The sequence below is a fragment of the Mycolicibacterium arenosum genome (assembly GCF_024320865.1).
GTDB classification, from domain to species: domain Bacteria; phylum Actinomycetota; class Actinomycetes; order Mycobacteriales; family Mycobacteriaceae; genus Mycobacterium; species Mycobacterium arenosum.
This window is the reverse complement of sequence record NZ_JANDBD010000002.1, coordinates 293,885-315,609: the sequence shown is the minus strand read 5'-3', so window position 1 is coordinate 315,609 and position 21,725 is coordinate 293,885. Positions and strand designations below refer to the sequence as shown.

General features: G+C 68.0%; 13 protein-coding genes and 1 pseudogene. 7 read left to right on the top strand and 7 right to left on the bottom strand.

The features are described from left to right. Positions 1–29: 29 nt before the first annotated feature. Positions 30–1,532 (top strand): type VII secretion protein EccB, encoded by a 1,503-nt coding sequence (gene eccB / locus NM203_RS05190; protein ID WP_255058629.1) that lies wholly within the window; start codon positions 30–32, stop codon positions 1,530–1,532. Between the two features lie 29 nt (positions 1,533–1,561). Here eccB and eccD (NM203_RS05185) read toward each other — a convergent pair whose 3' ends face one another. Continuing rightward, the gene (eccD, locus tag NM203_RS05185; protein ID WP_255058627.1) at positions 1,562–3,031 is read right to left on the bottom strand and encodes a type VII secretion integral membrane protein EccD; all 1,470 of its coding nucleotides are present in this window, start codon (positions 3,029–3,031) and stop codon (positions 1,562–1,564) included. 75 nt (positions 3,032–3,106) lie between these two features. On the opposite strand from eccD (NM203_RS05185), the gene eccCa reads away from it, so the two are divergent. The 4 genes and pseudogenes from eccCa to NM203_RS05165 form a co-directional block, all read left to right on the top strand. Continuing rightward, a complete protein-coding gene (eccCa, locus tag NM203_RS05180; protein WP_255058626.1) occupies positions 3,107–7,159 on the top strand; it encodes a type VII secretion protein EccCa in 4,053 nt (1,350 codons plus the stop codon). Next, the gene (eccD, locus tag NM203_RS05175) at positions 7,156–8,613 is read left to right on the top strand and encodes a type VII secretion integral membrane protein EccD (protein WP_255058625.1); all 1,458 of its coding nucleotides are present in this window, start codon (positions 7,156–7,158) and stop codon (positions 8,611–8,613) included. The genes eccCa and eccD (NM203_RS05175) overlap by 4 nt, the downstream gene beginning before the upstream one ends. Next, a complete protein-coding gene (gene mycP / locus NM203_RS05170) occupies positions 8,610–10,007 on the top strand; it encodes a type VII secretion-associated serine protease mycosin (RefSeq protein WP_255058624.1) in 1,398 nt (465 codons plus the stop codon). The genes eccD (NM203_RS05175) and mycP overlap by 4 nt, the downstream gene beginning before the upstream one ends. 164 nt (positions 10,008–10,171) lie before the next feature. After that, a pseudogene (locus tag NM203_RS05165) lies at positions 10,172–11,419 on the top strand (MinD/ParA family ATP-binding protein); the annotation flags it as partial. Positions 11,420–11,461: 42 nt separating this feature from the next. On the opposite strand, the gene NM203_RS05160 reads toward NM203_RS05165, so the two are convergent. Next, positions 11,462–12,538, bottom strand: coding sequence for a serine hydrolase domain-containing protein (locus NM203_RS05160; protein ID WP_255058623.1), 1,077 nt, complete (start codon positions 12,536–12,538; stop codon positions 11,462–11,464). A gap of 148 nt (positions 12,539–12,686) precedes the next feature. On the opposite strand from NM203_RS05160, the gene NM203_RS05155 reads away from it, so the two are divergent. Continuing rightward, on the top strand, positions 12,687–13,421 hold the full coding sequence (locus NM203_RS05155; protein ID WP_255058622.1) for a carbon-nitrogen hydrolase family protein: 735 nt from the start codon (positions 12,687–12,689) through the stop codon (positions 13,419–13,421). Positions 13,422–13,428: 7 nt separating this feature from the next. On the opposite strand, the gene NM203_RS05150 is transcribed toward NM203_RS05155, so the two are convergent. The 5 genes from NM203_RS05150 to NM203_RS05130 form a co-directional block, all read right to left on the bottom strand. Next, positions 13,429–14,028, bottom strand: a complete 600-nt coding sequence (locus NM203_RS05150; RefSeq protein WP_255058621.1) for a DinB family protein — start codon at positions 14,026–14,028, stop codon at positions 13,429–13,431. 55 nt (positions 14,029–14,083) lie between these two features. Further along, complete coding sequence (locus NM203_RS05145; protein WP_255058620.1) at positions 14,084–14,584, bottom strand: SRPBCC family protein; 501 nt, start codon at positions 14,582–14,584, stop codon at positions 14,084–14,086. A gap of 72 nt (positions 14,585–14,656) precedes the next feature. After that, entirely contained in the window at positions 14,657–15,859 is a 1,203-nt protein-coding gene (locus tag NM203_RS05140) for a hypothetical protein (RefSeq protein WP_255058618.1), read from the bottom strand. Positions 15,860–15,891: 32 nt separating this feature from the next. Next, on the bottom strand, positions 15,892–16,197 hold the full coding sequence (locus NM203_RS05135) for a hypothetical protein (protein WP_255058617.1): 306 nt from the start codon (positions 16,195–16,197) through the stop codon (positions 15,892–15,894). 280 nt (positions 16,198–16,477) lie between these two features. Further along, positions 16,478–17,176: an SDR family NAD(P)-dependent oxidoreductase gene (locus NM203_RS05130; RefSeq protein WP_255059117.1), complete on the bottom strand. Its 699-nt coding sequence runs from the start codon at positions 17,174–17,176 to the stop codon at positions 16,478–16,480. A gap of 578 nt (positions 17,177–17,754) precedes the next feature. Between NM203_RS05130 and NM203_RS05125 the strand changes: the two genes are divergently transcribed. Beyond that, the gene (locus NM203_RS05125; protein ID WP_255058616.1) at positions 17,755–21,687 is read left to right on the top strand and encodes an IQM protein middle domain-containing protein; all 3,933 of its coding nucleotides are present in this window, start codon (positions 17,755–17,757) and stop codon (positions 21,685–21,687) included. The last annotated feature ends 38 nt before the right edge of the window (positions 21,688–21,725 follow it).

Sequence of the window (21,725 nt, the reverse complement as noted above, 5' to 3'; positions counted from 1 at the left end):
AAGTATCCACTATCTGGCGACGGAGGACCATGCCAGCGCCTGTAACCACCCGAGCGCAGGTCAACGGGTATCGATTCGTGCTCCGGCGGCTCGAGCACGCGCTGATTCGCGGCGACTCCCGGCTGATCCACGACCCGATGCGCGGTCAGATCCGCGCCCTGATCGTCGGCTTGGTGGTCAGCGTTCTCATCGCAGGCGCGGCCGGCGTGCTCGCCTTCTTCAAGCCGACTCCCAACATGGGTGATGCCCAGATCCTGTTGAGCAAGTCCAGCGGCGCTCTGTACGTGCGGATCGGCGATACCGTGCACCCCGCGCTGAACCTGGCGTCGGCACGGCTCATCGCCGGCGAGAACGCCGCGCCCAAGGAAGTCGACGACAAGTTCCTCAATGCGGTCAGGCGGGGCCCGGCGGTCGGGGCGGTCGGTGCCCCGGCGAGCATCGCCGCGGGCGACGACATGTCCGAGTCGTCCTGGTCGGTCTGCGACACCACCCGCACCCCGACCACCGCCGAGACCGCCGGAGCGCGGTCGATCGAGACGGCCGTGCTCGCCAACAGTCCGGACCTGTCGGCCGGCATCCGGGCCGCGGCCCCGCAGGAGATGATCCTGGCCCGGTCCGGTGCGGACGTGTTCCTGCTCTTCGACGGCGTCCGCGCGCAGATCGACGTCGCGGACCCGGCGCTCTCGGGCGCACTCCATTTGGGCGGCAACGCAATACGCGATGTCTCACCCAGCCTGCTCAACGCGTTTCCAGCGGTCGCGCCGATTGTGCCGATCGTCGTCGAGCGGACCGGGGAGCCGACACCGTATCTGGATCCGCAGTACCGGGTCGGAGCGATACTGCGCACCTCGGACTCCCGCGGCGACACGATGTACGTCGTGCTGCCCGACGGATTGCAGCCGGTCTCCGCGACCACCGCCGACATCATCCGGTACGGCAACCCCGCGCTGTCCGCTCCACAGATTGTCTCGCCCGCCGTGACGAGCGCCGCGCCGATCGTCCGGCGACTCGCCGTCGACCACTACCCCGCCGCGGCCCCGCAGATCGTTGCCGCAGACCCGGATCGGGTGGTGTGCCTGGCATGGCAGCGCTCCAACGGGGCAGCGCAGGCGACCACTCGCCTACTGGTGGGGCACCGCCTGCCGCTGCCGCCCGACGCGGCGCCGGTGACGCTGGCCACCGCCGACGGCAGTGGGCCGGGATTGGACGGGGTTTACCTGCGACCGGGGACCGGGGAGTACGTGCGCGCGACCGGGGTCGAACCGGGCAGCCGGGCGACAGGTCAGCTGTTCTACGTCTCCGACACCGGTTTGCGGTTCCATGTCAAGGACCTCGAAACCGGCGCCGCATTGGGCGCGACCGCGGTCAAGGGCAGCGACGGGCAGCCCGACACACCCCAACTCGCCCCGTGGCCGGTGCTGGCTCTGCTCCCGCCGGGACCGCAGCTGTCCCAGGAGTCGGCGCTGGTCGCACACGATGGAATGGCGGCCGATCCGGCCGGGCAGCCGGTGCTCCCATCGGGCGGCGGATAGGCAACCGGTGCCGCGTCCGTGGCCCGCGCTCAGATCTGCAGTTCGCGAAAGAACGCGTAGAGCCGGGTGACCCAGAAGCAGAGCGGGAACAGCATTCCGATCGCCAGGTACTCGGCAAGTTCGACCTGGCGGCGCATGACGGGCGAAAACGCGATGCGCGGCGCGGCCAGCCCGCACATCGCCACAACTACCGAAAGCGCGACGAGCATCGCCGCCGCGTTCACCTGCCAGCCCGGCAGGAACGTCGCGGTCTTGACGATCACCGCCAGCGCACACATCATGCCGCCGCCGATCAGCATCCCGGCCTGCTGCAGCTCGTGGTGACTCCGCCCGCGCAGGCACAGCACCACTGCGACGGTCAACGCGAAAGCGGTTCCCTGCCAAAAGAATCCGTTGCTGATGTCGACGGCGAAGTAGCTACCGGTGACCGCCACCACCGTCGCGGCGCCGAGGATCCCGGTCAGGTACCGGTTCGCGCGCCCGACCCGGTCGAGCATGTCATGCTCGGTGGGGATGACCTGTCTGCCGACCGCGTTGACGCCCTCGACCGTCGTGCCGCCCTGGGTGTCGATGTCGTCGAGCGGTTCCCCTGCGGTGGGCACCGGGGGAATCGGCACCCGGGACAGCAGGATCGTGATGCGTGGAGCCAGATAGATCGCCACCACCGCCGCCATCGCCGCCAGGGCGGCGACCGATCGGATCGGCGGGTGCCACAGCAGCAGGAACACAACTGCCGGTGCGCCCACCAATGCCACGCCGACCAAACCGGTGCACAACGCGCGACCGGTGTCGGCGACCAGCACCATCAGCAGTGCCGCCAACGCGGTGATGGCGACGGCCATCGGCAGCGACGTGAGTTCCGTGCCGCCGGGGATCACGAAGAGGCTTCCCGCGAGAATCGGCGGCAGGGCCGCCGCGGACAGCCACATTGCATCCCGTGGGCCGGCCAGACCGCGGTGGCGCAGCAGGCACACCACCGCCAGTCCCAGCACGCCGAGTACCACCGCCACCGTCGCGACCGACGGCGTCGGCGTCGGCGTCCCGAGTGCCAGCAGCACCGATGCCACCGCGGACCCGACGACACACAGCGCGATGATCGGGAACCCCCGCACCTGATCGTCGCCTTGCGCATAGGCATCGACGTCGTCGAACAGCGCAGGCGCGGTCGGCGTGCCGACCTCCCGGACTAGCAGCAGATCGCCGTCGACGACACCGACGTCGCGCAGCGAGCGAGACGGCTCGAAAGGCTGCAACCCCACACGCGCCAGCGTCCATCGGCCGTCGGTGTCGTCGTATACGGCCCCGGAACCGCCGGATGCCAGCGAGGCTTGCGCGTTCGCCAGCCCGATCACGTCGCCCACAATCGCCGACACCGGCGCATCGGCCGGCAACCCGACATCCAGGAGCGTTTCACCCACCAGCACGGATACGCGGCTGAGCTCCGGCTCGGTGACGACCTCGGTGTCCACCCCCGGAGGCGCCGGCGCTGTCATTGTCATCGCTGCCCTCCGTGAAATCCGACCGAGCCATTGAGTGATACTCGCTGTATCATACGGGTAACGTCAGGAGGTCGGTTGAGCACACAGGGATTCGTCCGCCGACTACGGCTGGCGTCGCCGCGGATGCCCGGTGGCGAGGTCAACCTGCAACCGCCGCCCGAGGTGCCGCGGGTCATCCCCGGCCGCCTGTTGGTCAAACTCATGCCGCTGGTCATGGTGGTCGCGGTCGTCGGGATGATCGCGCTGATGGTCACGGTCGGCGGGCGCGATCTGACGCGCAACCCGATGTTCCTCATCTTCCCGATGATGATGGTGATGTCCATGGCCGGCATGTTCATGGGCGGGATGGGCGGTCGGTCGGGGAAGTCGGCGGCCGAACTGAACGAGGAGCGCAAGGACTACTTCAGTTACCTGGCCAACCTGCGCGACGAGGCAGTCGACACCGGTTCCGAGCAGCGGGCGGCCCTGGAGTGGAGCCATCCGGATCCACGCGCCCTCATCGACATCGCCGGGTCGCGCCGAATGTGGGAACGCCGCCCCGGCGACCCGGACTTCTGCCACGTGCGGGTCGGGATCGGCAGCCACCGGCTAGCGACGCGGCTGCTGGCCCCCGAAACCGGCCCGCCCGAAGACCTCGAGCCGGTGTCCACCGTCGCACTGCGGCGCTTCGTGCACACCCATTCAGTGGTGCACACGCTGCCCACTGCGGTGTCGCTGAGGGCCTTTCCCACCATCGGGTTCGAGGGCGACCGCGCCGACTGCCGCGCGCTGGCGAGCGCGATGATCGCCGAGCTGTGCGCCTTCCACGGCCCCGACCACGTCCGGGTCGCGGTGGTGACGGCCAATCCCGACGGTGCGGCCTGGAGCTGGGTCAAGTGGCTGCCACACGCCCAGCACGCCACCGCCCGCGACGGTTTGGGCTCCATGCGCACGTTGTTCCCGTCGCTGGAGATGTTCGAGACGACCATGTCGGCCGATCTCGCGGAACGCGGAAGATTCACCCGGCACGGCGAGCCGACCCAGGGGGTGGCGCAACTCGTCGTGGTGATCGACGACGGGTACGTCTCAGGTGACGAACGGCTGGTGACCGACGTCGGCTTGGACAGCGTCACCGTGTTCGACCTCAGCGGCCGCGCCGAGGGCCTGGCCGCCAAACGCGGCCTGGCGCTCGTCGTGGAGGAGGACAGCGTCGGCGCCCGCACGCGCACCGGCGTCGAGCATTTCGCCATCCCGGACCGGATGACCACGATCCAGGCGACCGCGATCGCGCGGCGCATCGGGCGTTACCGGCCCGCCAGCGCGGCGCACATCGTCAGCCTCGAACCCGATTCGCGAGCAACCGATCCCGGCTTGATGGCGCTACTGAAGGTTCCCGACGCTGCCGAGATCATCCCCCAAACGGTGTGGCGGCAGCGCTCAACCAGGGAGCGGTTGCGGGTGCCGATCGGCATCACCCCGACCGGTCAACCGCTGGAACTCGACATCAAGGAGTCGGCCGAAGGCGGCATGGGCCCACACGGGTTGTGCATCGGCGCAACCGGATCGGGCAAGTCCGAGTTCCTTCGCACGCTGGTGCTGGGGCTGATCGCATCACATTCACCGGAGGCGCTCAACCTGGTTCTGGTCGACTTCAAGGGCGGTGCAACGTTTCTCGGGCTCGACGGCGCGCCACACGTTGCGGCCATCATCACAAACCTGGAGTACGAGCTGACGATGGTGGACCGCATGCGCGATGCGCTGGCCGGCGAGATGAACCGTCGTCAGGAACTGCTGCGGGCCGCCGGAAACTTCGCCAACGTCTCCGAGTACGAACGGGCGCGGGCGAGCGGGGCGCCGCTGGACCCGCTGCCGGCGCTGTTCATCGTCGTCGACGAGTTCTCCGAACTGCTGGCGCAGAAGCCGGACTTCGCCGAGCTGTTCGTGATGATCGGGCGGTTGGGCCGCTCGTTGCACATCCACCTGCTGCTGGCGTCGCAACGGCTGGAGGAGGGCAAGCTGCGCGGCCTGGATTCACACCTGTCCTATCGGATCGGGCTGAAGACGTTCTCGGCCGGGGAATCCCGCAGCGTGCTGGGCGTTCCCGACGCCTATCACCTTCCCAGCGTCCCTGGTTCGGCGTTCTTGAAATGCGATGCGTCAGAACCGTTGCGGTTCAACGCCTGCTACGTGTCGGGGCCCTACGTGAAACCCCAGAGCTCGACCGGGACGAGGAGCACCGCCGCGTTCGGAATGTCGGCGCCCAAGCTCTTCACCGCCACACCGGTCGCCAAAGATCCGACGCCCGCACCGCCCTCACGCGAGGAGGCTACCGAGAGCCACGGACCCGACGCGTCAACGGTGGCCGGCGCCGGGCGAGCCTCGCAGGCCAGCATCCTCGACGTCGTCGTCGACCGGCTACGCGGGCACGGGCGCCCGGCGCACGAGGTGTGGTTGCCGCCGCTGAATGAGAGCCCGGCCGTCAACGATCTGCTCCCGGACCCGAGCTGGCAGGACCCGCGTAACCTCGACGGCGGCCTGTGCCTGCCGATCGGGGTGGTGGACCGGCCCTACGACCAGCGCCGCGACCTGCTGTTGGTCGACCTCTCCGGCGCGAAGGGAAACGTCGCTGTGGTCGGGGGTCCGCAGTCGGGCAAGTCGACGGCCCTGCGCACGCTGATCATGGCGTCGGCCGCCACGCACACCCCCGAGCAGCTGCAGTTCTTCTGTATCGACTTCGGCGGCGGCACCCTGGCCAGCCTGGACGGCCTGCCCCACGTCGCGGGCGTGGCCGGACGGATGGATCCCGACCGCATCCGGCGTACGGTCGCCGAGGTCTCCGGACTGCTCAGCGAGCGCGAGCGGCTGTTCCGGGACCTGGCCATCGAATCCATGCGGGACTTCCGCCAGCGCAGAGCCCGGCTGGCAACCGTGCCTACCGACGAGCGGGCCGCAGATTTGTTGGCCCGCCACAAGTTCGGCGACGTCGTCCTCGTCGTCGACGGCTGGGCCACGGTCAAGAGCGACTTCGACAGTCTGGAACCGGTGCTGCAGTCGATCGCCATCGGCGGGTTGTCCTACGGCGTGCACCTGGCGATCTCCGCAACGCGCTGGATGGAGATCCGGCCCGCGGTCAAGGACATGCTGGGCACCCGCATCGAGCTGCGGATGGGCGATCCTATCGACAGCGAGGTCGGCCGCAAGTTCGCCGAACTGGTTCCCGTCGGACGGCCCGGACGCGGCATCAACGCCGAGCGCCTGCACATCCTCACCGCATTGCCGCGACTCGATTCCCGTTCCACCGTCGAGGATCTCCCGGCCGGCGTGGCCGATGCGGTGGCGGCGATGCGCACGCACTACGGCGACCGAGCGGCGCCACGAGTGCGAATGCTGCCCGACCACCTCGATCGGCAGGAGGTAGTCGAAAGAGCCCGCACCGCAGGCCTTGTCGGTCCATCGAGGATCGCGATCGGCATCGACGAGGCGGAGCTGGCGCCGGTGGTACTCCGTTTCGACCTACAACCGCACCTGGTCGCGTTCGGGGACAGCGAGTGCGGGAAGACGAGCCTACTGCGCAACATCGCGGCAGGAGTCATGGAGAACGCGACTCCGCAGGAGTGCAAGATCGTCCTCGTCGACTTCCAGCGTTCACTGCTCGGGTCGGTGGCCGACGAGTACCTGGGCGGCTACGCGACCGCCGCGCCGTCGTGCACGGAGTTGATGACGGCGCTCGCCGCATCGCTCAAGGAGCGGCTCCCACCGGCCGACGTCACGCCCGCCCAGCTCAAGGAGCGGTCCTGGTGGAACGGACCCGACATCTACCTGCTGATCGACGATTACGACCTGATCGGCGGCGGCTCGCTCAACCACCCGCTGGGTCCTCTGGTGGAGTACTTCGCGCAGGCCCGCGACATCGGTCTGCGGATCGTTATCGCCCGGCGTAGCGGCGGGGCGGGTCGGGCGATGATGGATCCGATCATCGGCCGGCTCAAGGACCTGTCCTGCAACGGTCTGGTGATGAGCGGCTCGCGCGACGAGGGGTCGCTGTTCGGCGGCTACAAGGCGACCACACTGCCGCCGGGTCGCGGCATGCTGGTCTCACGGACGGTCGGCAGCGGCGTGATCCAACTCTCCCGGATGGCGGACCAATGACCGGGTTCGGTGAGCTGGACCGCGCGTCGTCGATATCGGCCGCGCCCGAGCTGATTCGCATCGCCGTGCTCGCGGACCGGACGCAACTCGATGTGGCTCTGCCCGTTGATGTTCCGGTGGCGGCCCTGTTACCGGACCTCGTCTCCCTTGTGCGGTCGCGACACGGCGACGAAGCCGAGGAGACATCAGCGTCGCCGACCTGGCACAGGTTCTGGGTGGTGAGCCGGATCGACCCCGTGGTCACCCTCGCGCCGGACACGACACTGCGCGAGGCCGGCGTCAGCAGCGGCGAGGTGCTGCGCCTGACAACTCAGCCGGCACTCTCACCGCCCACTCTGCACGACGACGTGGTCGACGCGGCCGCCCGTCTGAACAGGACCGCTCACGTTGGTTGGAGCGCCGACTCGGCGCGCTGGATGGGTTGCGCCGGCCTGATGGCGGCCGGGCTCGTGTGGGTGTATTTCGTTGCGGGAGAGGCTTTCGCGGGCCACCGGTCGGTCATGGTCGCACTGGCGGCGGTGGTCGTCGCGGCTACGGTCGGCGCGGCCGCCCTCGCCCATCGTATCTACCGGCGGGCCGACGTCGCGACGGCCCTCGGGTGGACGATCATCCCTGTGGTCGCCGCGCTGGCGTGGGTCGCGGTGCACGGCCGAGGAAGCCTCGCGCTTGCGGCAGGCGCCGGTTCGACAATCCTGGTGCTCGGCGTGTGTCGGTGGGTGATCGGCACGGGCGGTTGGGCTTTCGTCGCGTGTGCGGTGCTCTTGGCCGCCGGGTTGGCGGGGGCGCTGGGGCACGCCGCGGGTGCGGGCACCTCAACGGTCGGTGCGGTGACAGCGGTCCTCGGGGCCTTCGCGTGTTCGGGTACCGCACGTCTGCATCGCCGCCGGGTCAGCGGCACCGGGGACCCCGGCGACACGGCACCTCGCCTCGGCGCCGCCTTCGGCGAATCCGAGCGAATCACGCACCCCGATACTGGGCTGCCGACCGCGGAGACCGTCTGGGCGGACGTGCGGGCAGCCGAACGGACGCGCTCCGCCGTCTCCGCCGGCCTCACGGCGACCGTGGCCTGCGGCGCAACTGCGGTGCTGTACGCCGCGCCTGCCACCTGGGACCGGGTGTCGTTCGCCGTCCTGTGCGCGACCGTACTTGCCCTGACGGCGCTGACACGCCGAGACCGGTTGCAGCAGGCCGCGTTCGCGGTTCCGGCAGCCTTGATCGTGATGCTCGCGACGGTGCGGGCGCAGGAGGGTTCGACGGTGATGGCCTCGGCGGCGCTGGTGACCCTTGTGGTGAGCGCGGTGGCGGCTGCCGCGGGCGCGCTGGCGGACGCGGGCGACGCCACGCGGGCCCGGCTTCGGACGGCGGCGGCGTATCTGCGGTACGTGACGTTCGCCGCGTTGATCCCGGTGGCGGTGTGGGTCGACGGGGGCCTCGCCGTGGTCGGCCCGACATGACAACCCGGCTGCGACGGTGGTTCGCGACCAGTGGAACCGCGGGCCTGGTGGCCTGTTTGGCTGCCGCTCCACCCGTCCACGCGGTCGCGCCGCCCGTGGTGGCACCCGGTCCACCTCCCACCGGACCGGTGGCGCCACCGCAGCCGACGGAGCGCATCACCGATTGCGGCGTGACCGCCATCCTGCCTCAGTCGGATTTCGGCCTGGCTCCACACGCGGCGCAGATGCTCGCCCTCACTGAGGCGTGGCGATTCTCCAGGGGCGCCGGCCAGAGGGTGGCCGTCATCGACACCGGCGTCAGCAGGCACCCCCGACTACCCGCGTTGGAGGCCGGCGGCGACTACGTGTCGAGCGGCGACGGCTTGGAGGACTGCGACGCGCACGGCACCCTGGTCGCCGGGATCATCGCGGCGGCACCGAGTCCCGACGACGCGTTCGCCGGGGTGGCGCCCGAGGCCACGATCCTGTCGATCCGGCAGCACTCCGGCGCCTACGACTTGGCCGGCACCCGCCGCAGCGACGACGACCCCAACGCGGTGTCCAGCGGATACGGCGACATCATCACACTGGCGCGGGCCATCACGCGGGCGGTCGACCTAGGCGCGACCGTCATCAACCTGTCAGTCGCCGCGTGTGTTCCGGTCGGCACTCCGATCGACGACGCCGATCTGGGCAGGGCCGTCCGGTACGCCTTCGAGCGCGACGTCGTCGTCGTCGCTGCGGCGGGCAACATCGACCCGCAGGGCCTGTGCGGTGTCCAGAACCCTGCCGGCGATCCGAACCTACCGCTGGAGCGGGAATGGGCATCGGTGCAGACCGTCGTCAGTCCCGCGTGGTACTCCGACTACGTCCTCACCGTCGGCGCATTGACACCGAACGGGGAACCTGCGGAGTTCAGCGTGCGCGGGCCGTGGGTCGACGTCGCCGCCCCCGGCGAGATGATCACGTCGCTGGACCCGCGCGGACCGGGCCTGATGAACGCCTGGCAGGATCAGCGCGGGATACAGCCGGTCAACGGCACCAGTTTCGCGGCGCCGTTCGTATCGGGTGCCGTCGCTCTGCTCCGGTCGCGATTCCCCGATCTGAGCGCGGCTCAGGTGATGGAAGTCATCAAGCGCACCGCCCACACCGCCGGTGGCCAGCCGAGCGCCGACACCGGTTTCGGTGTCGTCGATCCCGTCGCAGCGTTGACATACCTTCTGCCGCCGGTCGCCGCGCTGCCCGACAGGCAGGCGCCGCAGCCAATCGCCCGGCCACCGCAACCCGAGAGCGTCGACCTGCGCGCCCGCAACATCGCGCTGACGGTGTCGGGAGCATGCATCGCGATCGCTGCGGTGGCCCTGGGCGTGTTGCCTGCACGGCGGCGCAGCGCGGGCGGCGGTGACGGTGAGTAGCATGACACGGTGTATCAGTTTGGACCTAGGCGGTTGACATGTACCAGCAGGATGAGTTGAGCAACAGTAACGGCAGGCACAGCAGCGACCGGCCCGACCCGTCGTCGGCGCATACCGACGACGGCGGAGCGAACGCGCAGGCGGCACGCCGAATGGCATTGCCGCCGTGGCAGACTCCTTCCTCGTCAGTACCGAGGATGTTCGCCGACGCGGCGGCCGAGGCGGCCGATACCCAGGCGGCGCCCGTGCCTGCGCCGCGCCCGCCGCCCGCCGCCCGCACGGTGCCCGAATCGAAGCAACCCACGCCGGCAGCCGAACCGGCCGTGCAGGCACCCGGCCCGCCACCCGCCTGGTGGCTTCCCCCTCCTCCACCGGGATGGGCCGTCGCGCCGCCCGCCGGCTATGTCCCACACCCGGGGGTGCCGCGGATTCCGTTTCCGCCTCCGCCACCACCGCCCGGTTCGCCGCCACCACGGGCGTTTCGCACGCCGCCGTCGTTGGACGAGGCGGTACAAAGTCCAGGTGACCGTCCGTCACCGCGATCGGGTTGGCGCAGAACGGTTCACCACCTCAGCGGCGGCCGCGTCAACCCCGGTGCGTCACGTCGGCAGCGGGAGTACGACGAGCTGCTCGCTCGGATCCGCCGACCCATCGCCGGCGATTTCCGAGTGGCGATCCTGTCCGTTAAGGGTGGAGTCGGAAAAACCACGACCACACTGGGATTGGGGTCGGCGTTGGCCATGACCCGATCGGACCGGGTGATCGCCGTCGACGCCAACCCCGACCGCGGCACCTTGGCCGAACGCGTGCGGGACACCACGAACCAGTCCACGGTGCGTGACCTGATCTCCGACCCCCGCATCAGCAGCTATGCCGATGTCCGGGGCCATACCCGAATGGCTTTCAGCAGGCTGGAAGTTCTGGCCAGTGAGCAGGATCCGGCCGCAGCCGACGTGTTCGGCGAGGACGAATACCGGCGCACCGTGGAGATCTTGCGGCGCTATTACAACGTGATCCTCACCGACTGCGGCACCGGCATCATGCATTCGGCGATGACCGGCGTGCTCGATCTCGCGCACTCGGTGGTCCTCGTCAGTTCGCTTGCCATGGACGCCGCGCGCAGTGCGTCCGCGACACTGGACTGGCTGATGCAGCACGGCCATTCGGGGTTGGTACGGGATGCCCACGTGGTGCTGAGCGCATCTCGGCCGAGCGCCGCAGCAATGAAGGTCGACAAGGTCGTCGAGCACTTCGAGGCGAGGTGCGCTTCGATCCATCTCGTGCCGTTCGACCGTCATCTGGCCGAGGGCGCCGACGTCGACTTCGCGTTGCTCAAGCCGGCCACCGTCAAGGCCTACCTCGAACTGGCCGGCTCAGTGGCGGCCAACTTCTCGCGCCTTGGTGGCGGCTAGCCACGACAGGCTGCCGCCGCTCGCGATTACCTGTGGACGAGTTCAGCGGTAAAGGTGATCGCGAAGCACGCTCATGGCCGCCGAGGCCATGCCCTCTTCCCCGCCCGCGTCGACCCCCGCGACGAACATGACGTCGCCGTGGTCGACCATGGCCGACCACTCGGCGGAGAAGACGATGTTTCCGCCATCGTGCCAGTACACCCGGCCGAGCTGCGGGAGATCCTGTACGACAACGCCGTAGCCGTAGAAGCTGGTGCCGGTGTCGTCCTCGGCAACCCTGGGCTCCCGAACCCGTTCGAGCGAGGAGGCTGTGAGAATCCTTCCGTCCGCCAGTGCCTGAAGGAATTCGACGAACGTCCCGGCGGTGGTGACGAGCCCTCCGTTGCCGATGAGGTGCCACGAAGCGTCGTGGCCGCCCCAACTCGCTTCGAAGACACCTTCGCCGTTCGGAGCGCGCAGTGTTCGCGCGTCATCGTATGCGGACAGGTAGCCGATTCCATCAAGGCCCGCCGGCACCAGCAGCTCCGCATGTAGATACTCCTCATAGGATCGACCGCTGCGAAGTTCGATGATGGCGGCGAGGATCGAGTACCCGACATTGGAGTAGGCGTAGCGCGTGCCGGGCACCCCGACCATCTCGGACGCCAGAGCGCGCCGCAGGAACTCGCCGCGGTCGATTTCCTCAGCGTCGTCACCGATTGCCTCTGAAAGTCCGCCGGTGTGCGTGAGCAGCTGCTCCACCGTTATCTTCGCCTTATCTGCCGGGACTCCGGGCAGAATCTCGGTGAGCGTCTCGTCCAGACGGAGCCTGCCCTGCTCGACCAGTTTCGAGATCGCCACCCCAGTCACGGTCTTGGTGATCGATCCGATGTCGACCAATGCCTGTTCTGCGGCCACGCCGTCTGCACGTAGCGACCCGAACTCGCGCACGTGCGCTGGCTCTCCGTCGAGCGACACGGCGACGACGACGGGCGCCTCGTCACGCTCGAGCTGTTCGAAAGCTGCTTCCAGAGCAGCATTTCGATCCTGTGACGGCTGCTCGGCGACCTCGCCTTGACGATCACCGCAAGCGGCGGCCAGGAATGCAACGAGGCAACAGCTCGACAGGAGACGTTTCACTAGTCAATCATGCCAGACAGCAATGCTTTTCAAGCATCCGCCGCGCGGCTCTCCGGCGTCCTCAGGCTCGCGCCGGGTAGGGCGCCGTTCGAGGACGGCCGCAGGGGTCGGTATGACGATCGATGAGCGGTGAGGATAAGTTGGGAGCATGCGGGTCGGCAGAAAACTGGTGGTCGCCGCGGTCCAGCCAATTGTCATCGACGGCGATGTCGACGGGAACGTCGCCTCGCATGTGGAGGCCATTACGCGGGCCGATGCCCGGTTGGTGGTGTTCCCGGAGATGTCGCTCACGGGTTATCGGCTGGATTCCACGCCGGTCGACATCGCCGGATCGGGCATGGCGCCTCTCGTAAGGGTCTGTGCGAGAACAAACTCAGTGGCCTTGGTCGGTGCACCCGTGGAAGTCTCCGGTGGCCGGTTCATCGCGATGGTGCGGATCGACGGCGACGGCGCAAGCGTGGCCTACTGCAAGACGTTTCTGCACGGGACCGAAGACCGGTGCTTCGAACCGGGGTTGGGGCCGCGTGTCATCGAGGTGGACGGCTGGCGTATCGGTATGGGGATCTGCCGCGATACCGGAACTGAGGAACACGTTAGGGGCACCGCTGAACTCGGTGTTGATGTCTATGCGTGTGGTGTGGTCAACGATCAGACGGAGCTCGCTGAGCAGCAACGCCGGGGGCGCAGTATCGCCATGGCATGTCAGGCTCCGGTCGTGATGGCCAGCTTCGCCGGTCCCACTGGTGGTGGATTTGTCAGAACTGCTGGGCGTTCGGCTATTTGGTCGGCGGACGCCGAGGTGCTGGTTGAAGCCGACGATCGACCCGGCGATTTCGTATGTGCCACATTGAGGCGATCGTCGGGGGCAGAAGCGGTGCCGTAGCCCCCGGCTACGTCTCCGCCGGCTTCCACCGCTTGAGGAAATCCGTCTCCGGCCATTCCTCGTTGGCGGCCATCAGCTCGTACATCGTTGCGCCGTCAACGGATTCGCGGATAATGTCGGCGTGCCCGGCATGGCGGGTCAACTCCTCAATGAGGTGCAACACGACCCAGCGCACAGTCCAGTGGTCGAGGTCCTGCGGGAACCACGGCACGTCGTGCGGCACCGGCACCGCGGTGTCGAAATCCGCCTGCCGGAACACCTTCAGAACCTCGGCGTTCTGCTTCTCGAGGCCGGCGAGCAGGTGCTGGAGCGTCTCGTCGTCGCGCATCACGTACTGGTCGGCATGCTCAGCCATGATCTCCGGCATCGGGCGGTCGTCGGCGGGCGGGAAGTCCGGCGCGCAGGCCGCCCGTTGCACCCAGCCCTTCTGCACGACGGTGGCGTGCTTGATCAGCCCGCCGATGGACAGCGAACTGACCGATGGTGTGGACCTAGCCTGCTCGTCGGTCAACCCATAGGCCGCCGCGAAGAAGGCGTTCTGCTGAAAAGTCAGGAACTCCAGCAGACTCTGGCGTTCATCGGCGGCGGGCGGTGGCAGTCCTGGCATGGTTAATCAACTTCCTTTTCGTTGTATGCGGGTGAAGACGTTGACCGGGTCGCGACTATGAAGCGGTATCCAGCCTTTCGTAGTGCAACGTCATCGCTGACAAGTAGTCGTCGAAGCCGGCCACCTCATTGCCTGTCAAGCTGGCCGCGAGCATGTCGAGGTAGTACTCCCAACCGGGGCCCGTCGACGCCGCCTTGACTTCGGGATCGAGGTGGTGCACGAACCGCAGTGTGGTGCCCTGCGCGTCTGCGGTAAGCCACGCCTCGAGGTGCCACCGACCGTGGTCATCGAAGGCCTCAACCTCGAGTCGGCTGCATGGCTCGCACCCGATGACTGTCAGGTCGGCCTCGGGATGGCCGTCTTCGTGAGTCAGCGTCAATCGCACTGTAGCCGAGGCCCTTCCCGCACCAGTCCATGAACCGAACCAGCGCGCTGTCCGCTCCGACTCGGTCAGACTGGCCCAAACCTCCTCGATAGGAGCCTGAATGTCGCGCGTTAGTTCGAGATCTCGGCCCTGCGGCGTATCGAGTAGCCGACCGGTTGGTGTGAGTTGCATCCTGCACTCCTAGTTGTCGATCTTTCCCGCACGATGCTCTGCGGCAGCGCACGGTCAGGGCGCCGGGTCGGGCTACCGCACCATCAGCCCGGCTAGGTCGAGCTGGTTGACGGCGCCGTCGATGTCGGCATCGGGATGTTCGGCGAAGACGGCGGCGACGGCGGCGTAGCTCGCCGATCGCTCGGCGGTCACGGCCAGCAGTGCGCGACACTGGTCGGCGGTCGACGCACCGGTCTCGGCGACCATCGCCTCGATGGTCGCGTCAGCCGTGCCGACGGCGGGCAAGGCGACCAACTCGTCGCGGGTGTCGGTGCCGCCGCGATGCCACTCGCCACAGTTCCACCAGTAGCAGAACGTCAACAGGCCGTTGAGATTTCGCGTGTTGAGTACGCCATCGGTGACCCATGACGGGGCGCCCGTGTACAACGCCGGCAGGTCCTGGCCACCGTTGTAGGCGGCGTCCAGCAACGGCGAGCCCCATCGGCCGCCGGACAGCACGGCCCGATCACCGGGCAGCACGTACAGCGTCGACCCGCTGCGCCGATCGCCCTCGAACCAACCGTAGCCCGGCTGTATCCGCGGCCCCCATTCCGAGGTGACACCGACGTGCACCGCCGACAGCACCGCCCAGCGCGCCCAAAGGTCCGGCAGCGGCGCAACGTCCTCGTTGGTAGTGCTGCCGCGGCCGACGGCATTGTCCGCCGCCGCCTGAGCCGCAGCCCGCCTCGGGGTGCGGCCCTGCGCATCCGGACCGGCGATGTAACCCGCCAGCCAGACCGGCACCCAGTTGCGCGGAAAGGTGTCCAGGTCGTCTCGGTAGTCCTCGGGCGCCAGAATCTGGTCGTCGGGGAACGGTTCGTCGCCGTAGTCGTACTCGACGGTCATCTCGCCGTCCTCGGTCACGCCCAGCAGCAGCCGCCACCACGGCCCCGCCGGCATCTCGGCGGCCACCAACCGTTGCTGACGCACCAGTGCGGCAATCGATTTCGGCACGGGAGCAAGCCCGGACTGATCGTCGACGAAGAACCTCAACTGGGCGACCTCGGCGGTGACGGTGAACGCGAATACCGCCTCGAACCGCTGCCACCCCGCAGGTCCCAGCGCGGCCAGTTCGGTGACGATCGGCTCGAGTAGTTGCGAGGCCTCAGCGGTGGTGGCCTCCTCATCGCCGAAGCCGTCGAGGCCCACCGGCGGTTCGTCGACGATGGTGAAGTCGCTGATCAGCGGCTCACCTTCGGACTCGCGTTCGCGCAGGCGCTCTCCGAGGTCGGCCATAAAGTCACGCTGGCTGTAGTCGCTGGGTGTGCTCACTGGGGATCGCCGTTCTCGCGGGCACCGTCCGCGCGCTCGCGCACGGTGAAGGCATCGCGCGCCTGCTGCGGTGGCACCGACGACGACGACTCCTCGATCCGCCCGGAGTCCCCGACCAGAAAGATCGCCCGCCCCACCGGCATGTCCAGAAACGCCAACGGATCGCTCTCGTCGATGTCGACCGGGGCGAACACACTCCAGCCGGATTCGAAGCGGTCGGCCTCCAACCCGTCGGTCGGATAGTCCAGACCCCGAGACCGCACATACTCCGCCACCAACGAAATCGCCTGCGTTGCTTCCACTTTTCCTTCTTTCGGTTGTCTCAGGCTCTCGGCTCAGCCGTGGCTCCGCGTCGGCGCCGTCGGTCGGGCACGCAGTGGATGGTGAGGAGGCGGAGTCGTGGTCGCACATGACGACGGTGGAGGGTGCCGGCGGTGGGCCGCCGTGACCTCGTCTGAATCACTCAATCCATCTCACCTTATCCGCGCACCGTAGGACCGAACGACCTTGATGATACATCGAGTATCATACCGTGTGTTCGCAGCGGTCTGCTTCAACGGACCAAGGCGCAGGTCGAACCTGTCAGTTCAGAATGGCTCCGCAGGTGAGGTCGAGAACGGTGCCGGTCGTGGCGCCGGCTCGGTCCGAAGCCAGGTACGTCGCGGCGGCCGCAATCTCATCGAGCCGAGGCAGCCGAGGGACGAGTGTGTCGACGAGGAGGGGATCCAGGGCCCCCGGGGGGAGGTCTGGGACGCTCTCGGGTGTGAAGTTGGCCCGGATGCACGCCACTCGTACGCCGGTGCCCTTGAGTTCTCCGGCCAGGGTTCGGGTCAGCACCTCGATCGCGGCACATCCGACACTGAAGCCGCCCATCCGGTGACGCCACTCCTTCGCGGCTGAAGCGGTGAGCATCACGATCACTCCGCTGCCTTCGGGTGCCATTCGACGCGCCGCAGCGGTCGCGGTGATGAAGTGTCGGCGACTGGCGTCCCTGATCGGCTCCATGAACTGTTCGAGCGACATGTCCACGAGAGCGACGTCTTGGGTCGCCGCCATTCCGACCGCATTGAACGAGACGTCGATTCTGCCGGCAGAAGCGACCACGAGGTCAGCGTGTTGCTCGACGCTGTCACGGTCGTCCACGTCGACCTCGTGAGCGTGTCCGGTTCCGCCGGCGGCATCGATCTGATCCACGACCGCTTGCACCTTCGAGCCGGTGCGACCCGCAAGGAACACCTGCGCTCCCGATGCGGCGAATCCGCGAGCTACCGCGCCGCCCATCGATCCGGCTGCGCCGTAGACAACCGCCACTTTGCCTTCGAGTTGCATGTCTTCCTCTCGATCAGAAACACGGGCATCTGACTCCCCCTGGGCGAAACACCGCGGCCGGATTCGCAACGGCAAGCCTCCCACCCATCGGTCGGATAGTCCAGATCGATCCCGAGACCGCCCAAACCCCTGTCATCAACGAAATCACCTGCGCTGCTTCCAGACTGCCTACCATCCGGTCGTCAACACTGACCGCGCAGTGTGTGCAGCCCAACGTAACCACCTCCGCCAAGCTGCTCGGCGTCGAGGTTGCCGCCATGGTAACGGGCCAGTAATCAGCGGAAATCGCACCGAAACAGGTTGAACGTAGCTTCTCCGCCAGGAGTCGATCGGCCTCACTCCCTGGGTTGCCCTGCCGGACGACGTAATCCGGCGCTCCCTGACTATTGCGGTTGGCCATTGCGCGGCAAATCCGAAGGAGGTCCTGGTGACTGTTGAGCTGCCGACAGCATTGCGGCCGGTGGCGTGGTCGGCTTCGCCGGGCCGTGCGGTCAGTAAGACCCCGATGGCGTGCTTCGTTGGGTGCCGGCATGGACATTGAGATTCCACCGAGCCTGCACTGGGTGTCCTATCTGGCCGGTGATGAGTGGCCGACCGGGAGCGAGACGGCGATGGCACTCGTCGACGAGCACTACCAAGCGGCCTCGCGAGCGCTGGACGCCCTGATCCCGGAGTTGGATCGCGTCCGGGCACAGACCACCGAGGTGCTAGTTGGGCAGTCCGGGGCGGCCGCCCACGAGCAGTTCAGCTTGCTGTTCGATGGTGAGCACGCGGTCGCCGGGCTCGCCGATGCGGTTGCGGCGTTGGGCGATTCGGCGGGGTGGCTGGCCATCGAGATCGAGTACATCAAGCTCTCGATCGTATTCGGCCTCGCGTCCGCCGCGGTCGAGATCTCCTGGGCGCTAGCCAATTCCGGGTGGACGGCCGGAGGGTCCCTGTCACGCATCCCGATCACCGAGGCGGTGAGCCGGGCCTGCATTCGCCAGGTGGTGGCGGCGGGGTTGCGACGCATCGCCTCCGCAATCCGCGAGGTGGCGGCCCGCACGATGGTCAAACGGCTTACCCACGAGGGCGCACAGGGAGCCCTGGAAGAGCTCGGCTTCGCCGGGATCGAGGAGGGAGCCAAGTACACGGCTCTCGGTCACGAGAGCTACACGCAGGTCGTTGACGCCGAGCGGTTACGGCTGACGGCGATCAGCTCCGCGGCCGGAGGAGCCGCCGGCGAAGCCAGCGCGGTACCCACCGCCCACGTCTTGGGCACCGGCCGAATGGCCGGTACGGCGACGATGCTCGCCTCGGGGACGGTGGGAAACATCACCGGCGCGGCGGCAGTTGGCCAAACCGTCGACGTGTTCTCCGCCGGGTTCCTGGCCGCGACCGCAACCTCCGGCGTCAGTGGTCTCGGGGGAGATGCCGGCATGGCAGGGGGACACGACGCGATCGCCCGCACTCGAGCCGAACAGTTCTCCCTCCCAACGCCGCCCACACACGGTGCCCCACGCATGCCGGTCACTGCCCACACCGGCGCGCCCGTGCCCGTCTCCGACCCCTCGATGACCCCGGCCGCGCCCACCGCCACCGGCACCGCCGGCGCCGCGTCCACCGCCGGCCCACACGGCGGCGACACCCCCGGTGCTCGTAGCGCCTCGGTAGCCGACGGCGCACCCGAGTACCACCCCGGCGCAAACGAGGTGAACGTCACCGATTCCACCGCCGCCTCCCCACCCCACGGCTCACCACAACCAGCCGCAGCACACGCGAGTTTCCCGACCACTCCTACCGGCACAGCCAGCTCTACACCCGCCACCTCGCCAGCGCCCGCCGGCGCCACTCACTCCCCGACAGCCGCCCCCTCCCCCGCAGCCACCCCGCCGCAACAAATCACCACCCCGTCACACAATCCCACCGCCGACGTGTCCATGCGACTCGGCGAGACCAGCGCGCGGACATCCCACACCGTTGGGCAAGAGTCGATTCTGATGGCGACACGCATCGGCCGCGGCGACGTCGGCCCAGGCTCGGGGCCGGAGTCACACCGGGCCGGCGGGAGGGGAACCGATCCCGACCGCGCTGATCCCCGAGAGCAGATGAGTATGGTCCGACTGCCGGGGCAGCCTGACAACGATTTTCTTTGGGAGAGCGCGAATTACGAGTTCGAGGGAGCGCTGGACGACGCTGCGCGCAGCGCAGTCGAGGCGGTTGTCGGCCGCGCGTTGAATAGCCGTGCCGGCCTGGTCGGTGGCGAGCAGCCGCGCGTTGTCATCGTCGACTGGGAGGGATCGGATCACGACGCGAGATTGACCGCGGCGCTGGATGAGTTCACTGAGCTCGCTGTCGCGCTCACGGAGCGGGGCGCACGAATCCAGTACCTGTCCGGCCGTGTCGACCCGCACGGGGACGTCCAGCTCTCCGACATCGAATCGCCCGACGTACGTTCAGCCACAGGTGAATCGGGTTGGTGGCGAGGAACCGAGTTAATGTACTGGCAGGACGGGGACGGATACTGGCGCCCGGTGCCGCGCGATGTAGGACTCGACCGAATCCCACCTGCGCGCACAGGAGTGCAACTGGATGCGAGCTATCCGCTGCGCGAGGAGTATCGGGGTGAGGATGATCCGAGTCTGTCGCCCTTCGTCCGGGTGCATTATCTGTCCGCCGCCGAACTCGAAGCGACTCGCGTGTTCGCAGGGCCCGACGGCCGGCTGTACCGAGCAGCCGACGGCACACCGTTCCACTCTCCCGATTGGGCCATGTTCGTGATGGATCGCGGTGGCAATCTCTACGCCACCTCAAGTAAAACCTCTGGCCGCCTGCACCATTCGTCGTTCCTCGCCGGTGCGCCAGTCGCGGCCGCCGGACAGATGAAGGTGGCATTCGGGCGACTGCTGGCCGTACACGACCAGAACGGTCACCACCGGGCGACCGCAAACGCCAACGACCAAGGCCTGCAACTGCTCCGGAAGGGCGGTTTGGTACTGGGGGATGGATTCCTCCTGTACGACCATCACACCGCGGCGCGAGAATCAACACTGGCCGAGAGTGTCCGCACTGCCGATGTGGTGTCCGAACCCTCCATCGTCGAACACGTCCAGGGGACGTCGGTCCGGCCACCCCGGCAACGGATTCTGGTGTTCTGCGATAGATGGGGTCGCAACAGCGGTATGGAGACGTTGAACATGGCGTTGTGTCGTGGGTTGGCGCGGGCCGGCCACGAGGTGTACGTGCGGGTGAGGCGGGAGGCGGAAGGTGAGGTGCCGCCCGACGTGACGGTGATCGCCCCACGCCACGGTCAACCCGCGATATCTCGTCACCGGGACTCGATCGCCTTCCTAGCGGATCTACCGGAGTCGGTCGACATGGTGATCGGGCATGGTTACGACGGCGGGATGTCCGCCGTGCACGCGGCCGAGCACCGCTATCCCGACGCCAAATGCATTCATCTGCTTCATCTTCTGCCCATGACGCAACACGCCCTGAAGAACGAGGCGAGGCACGGTAGGGCCCGGCTGGCAGCTGACGTGTACATGGCCCGCCGTTCTCATCTGGTGGCGGGTGTGGGGCCGGTATTGGCCGCCGAGTCACTGGTGTCGTCATCGATGGCCGGGCGCGCATCAGTCCACGAGTTGCGGCCGATGCTTACGATGTCCGAGCAGCCGCCGCTGCCCTCGCCCGATGAACCCGAGCGGGTGTTGCTGTTCGGCCGAACGGACGACCCGTTGAAGGGCGTCGGGCAGGCGGCTCGCATGGTGCGGGGACGGCGCAGCCGCGGCCACGACACACGGCTGGTGACGCTTGGCGGCGACCTCCAGATGCTCCGGCACGCACGCCACAATCTGGCCGCCCTCGTCGGCGAGCCGGACGCGGTTGAGGTGCTGCCGCGCACCTCGGATCCCGATGAGCTGCAGGCGATTATCCGTTCGGCCACGGTGGTCGTCATGCCGTCCCGCGTCGAGTCGTTCGGCTTGGTCGCCGCGGAGGCGATCGAGCAGGGCGTCCCGGTGATGATGCCGTCGAGCAGCGGGGCCGGGCGGTTTCTCGCCAGTCTGGCGGATTATCGAGAGGCGGCCCAGCGGTTCAACCTCGTCGAGCAGCACTTCGGCGCACCGCCATCCGTCGACGCCTGGACCGACCGACTCGACGTCGTTCTCAATGACCTGCCCGCGGCGTGGGCGAATGCCCGGCAGCTACAGGAGCGGCTCGCACCATTCACCCCCGAACGCAGCGCGGATCACCTGGTCGATGCCGCACTGAACGCCGAACCGGGCACGCGCGTTCAGTCGCCTCCCGGACGCGCGAAGGTCCGTGTAGTCGGCTGGGGGGTGGTCGTTTATCCATATGGCGACGAAATAAGCGACCATGACCTCATCTTGGCCGTAGCCGATGCCATGGAAACCGATCCCGAGGTGAGAGCAGCCATCGCAGCCAACGCTCCCGTCAACTTCGGGCCCGCGCAGCACGCGTAGACCGGCGGGCCCGGTTGTCACCGTCGGCGACAGGTCGT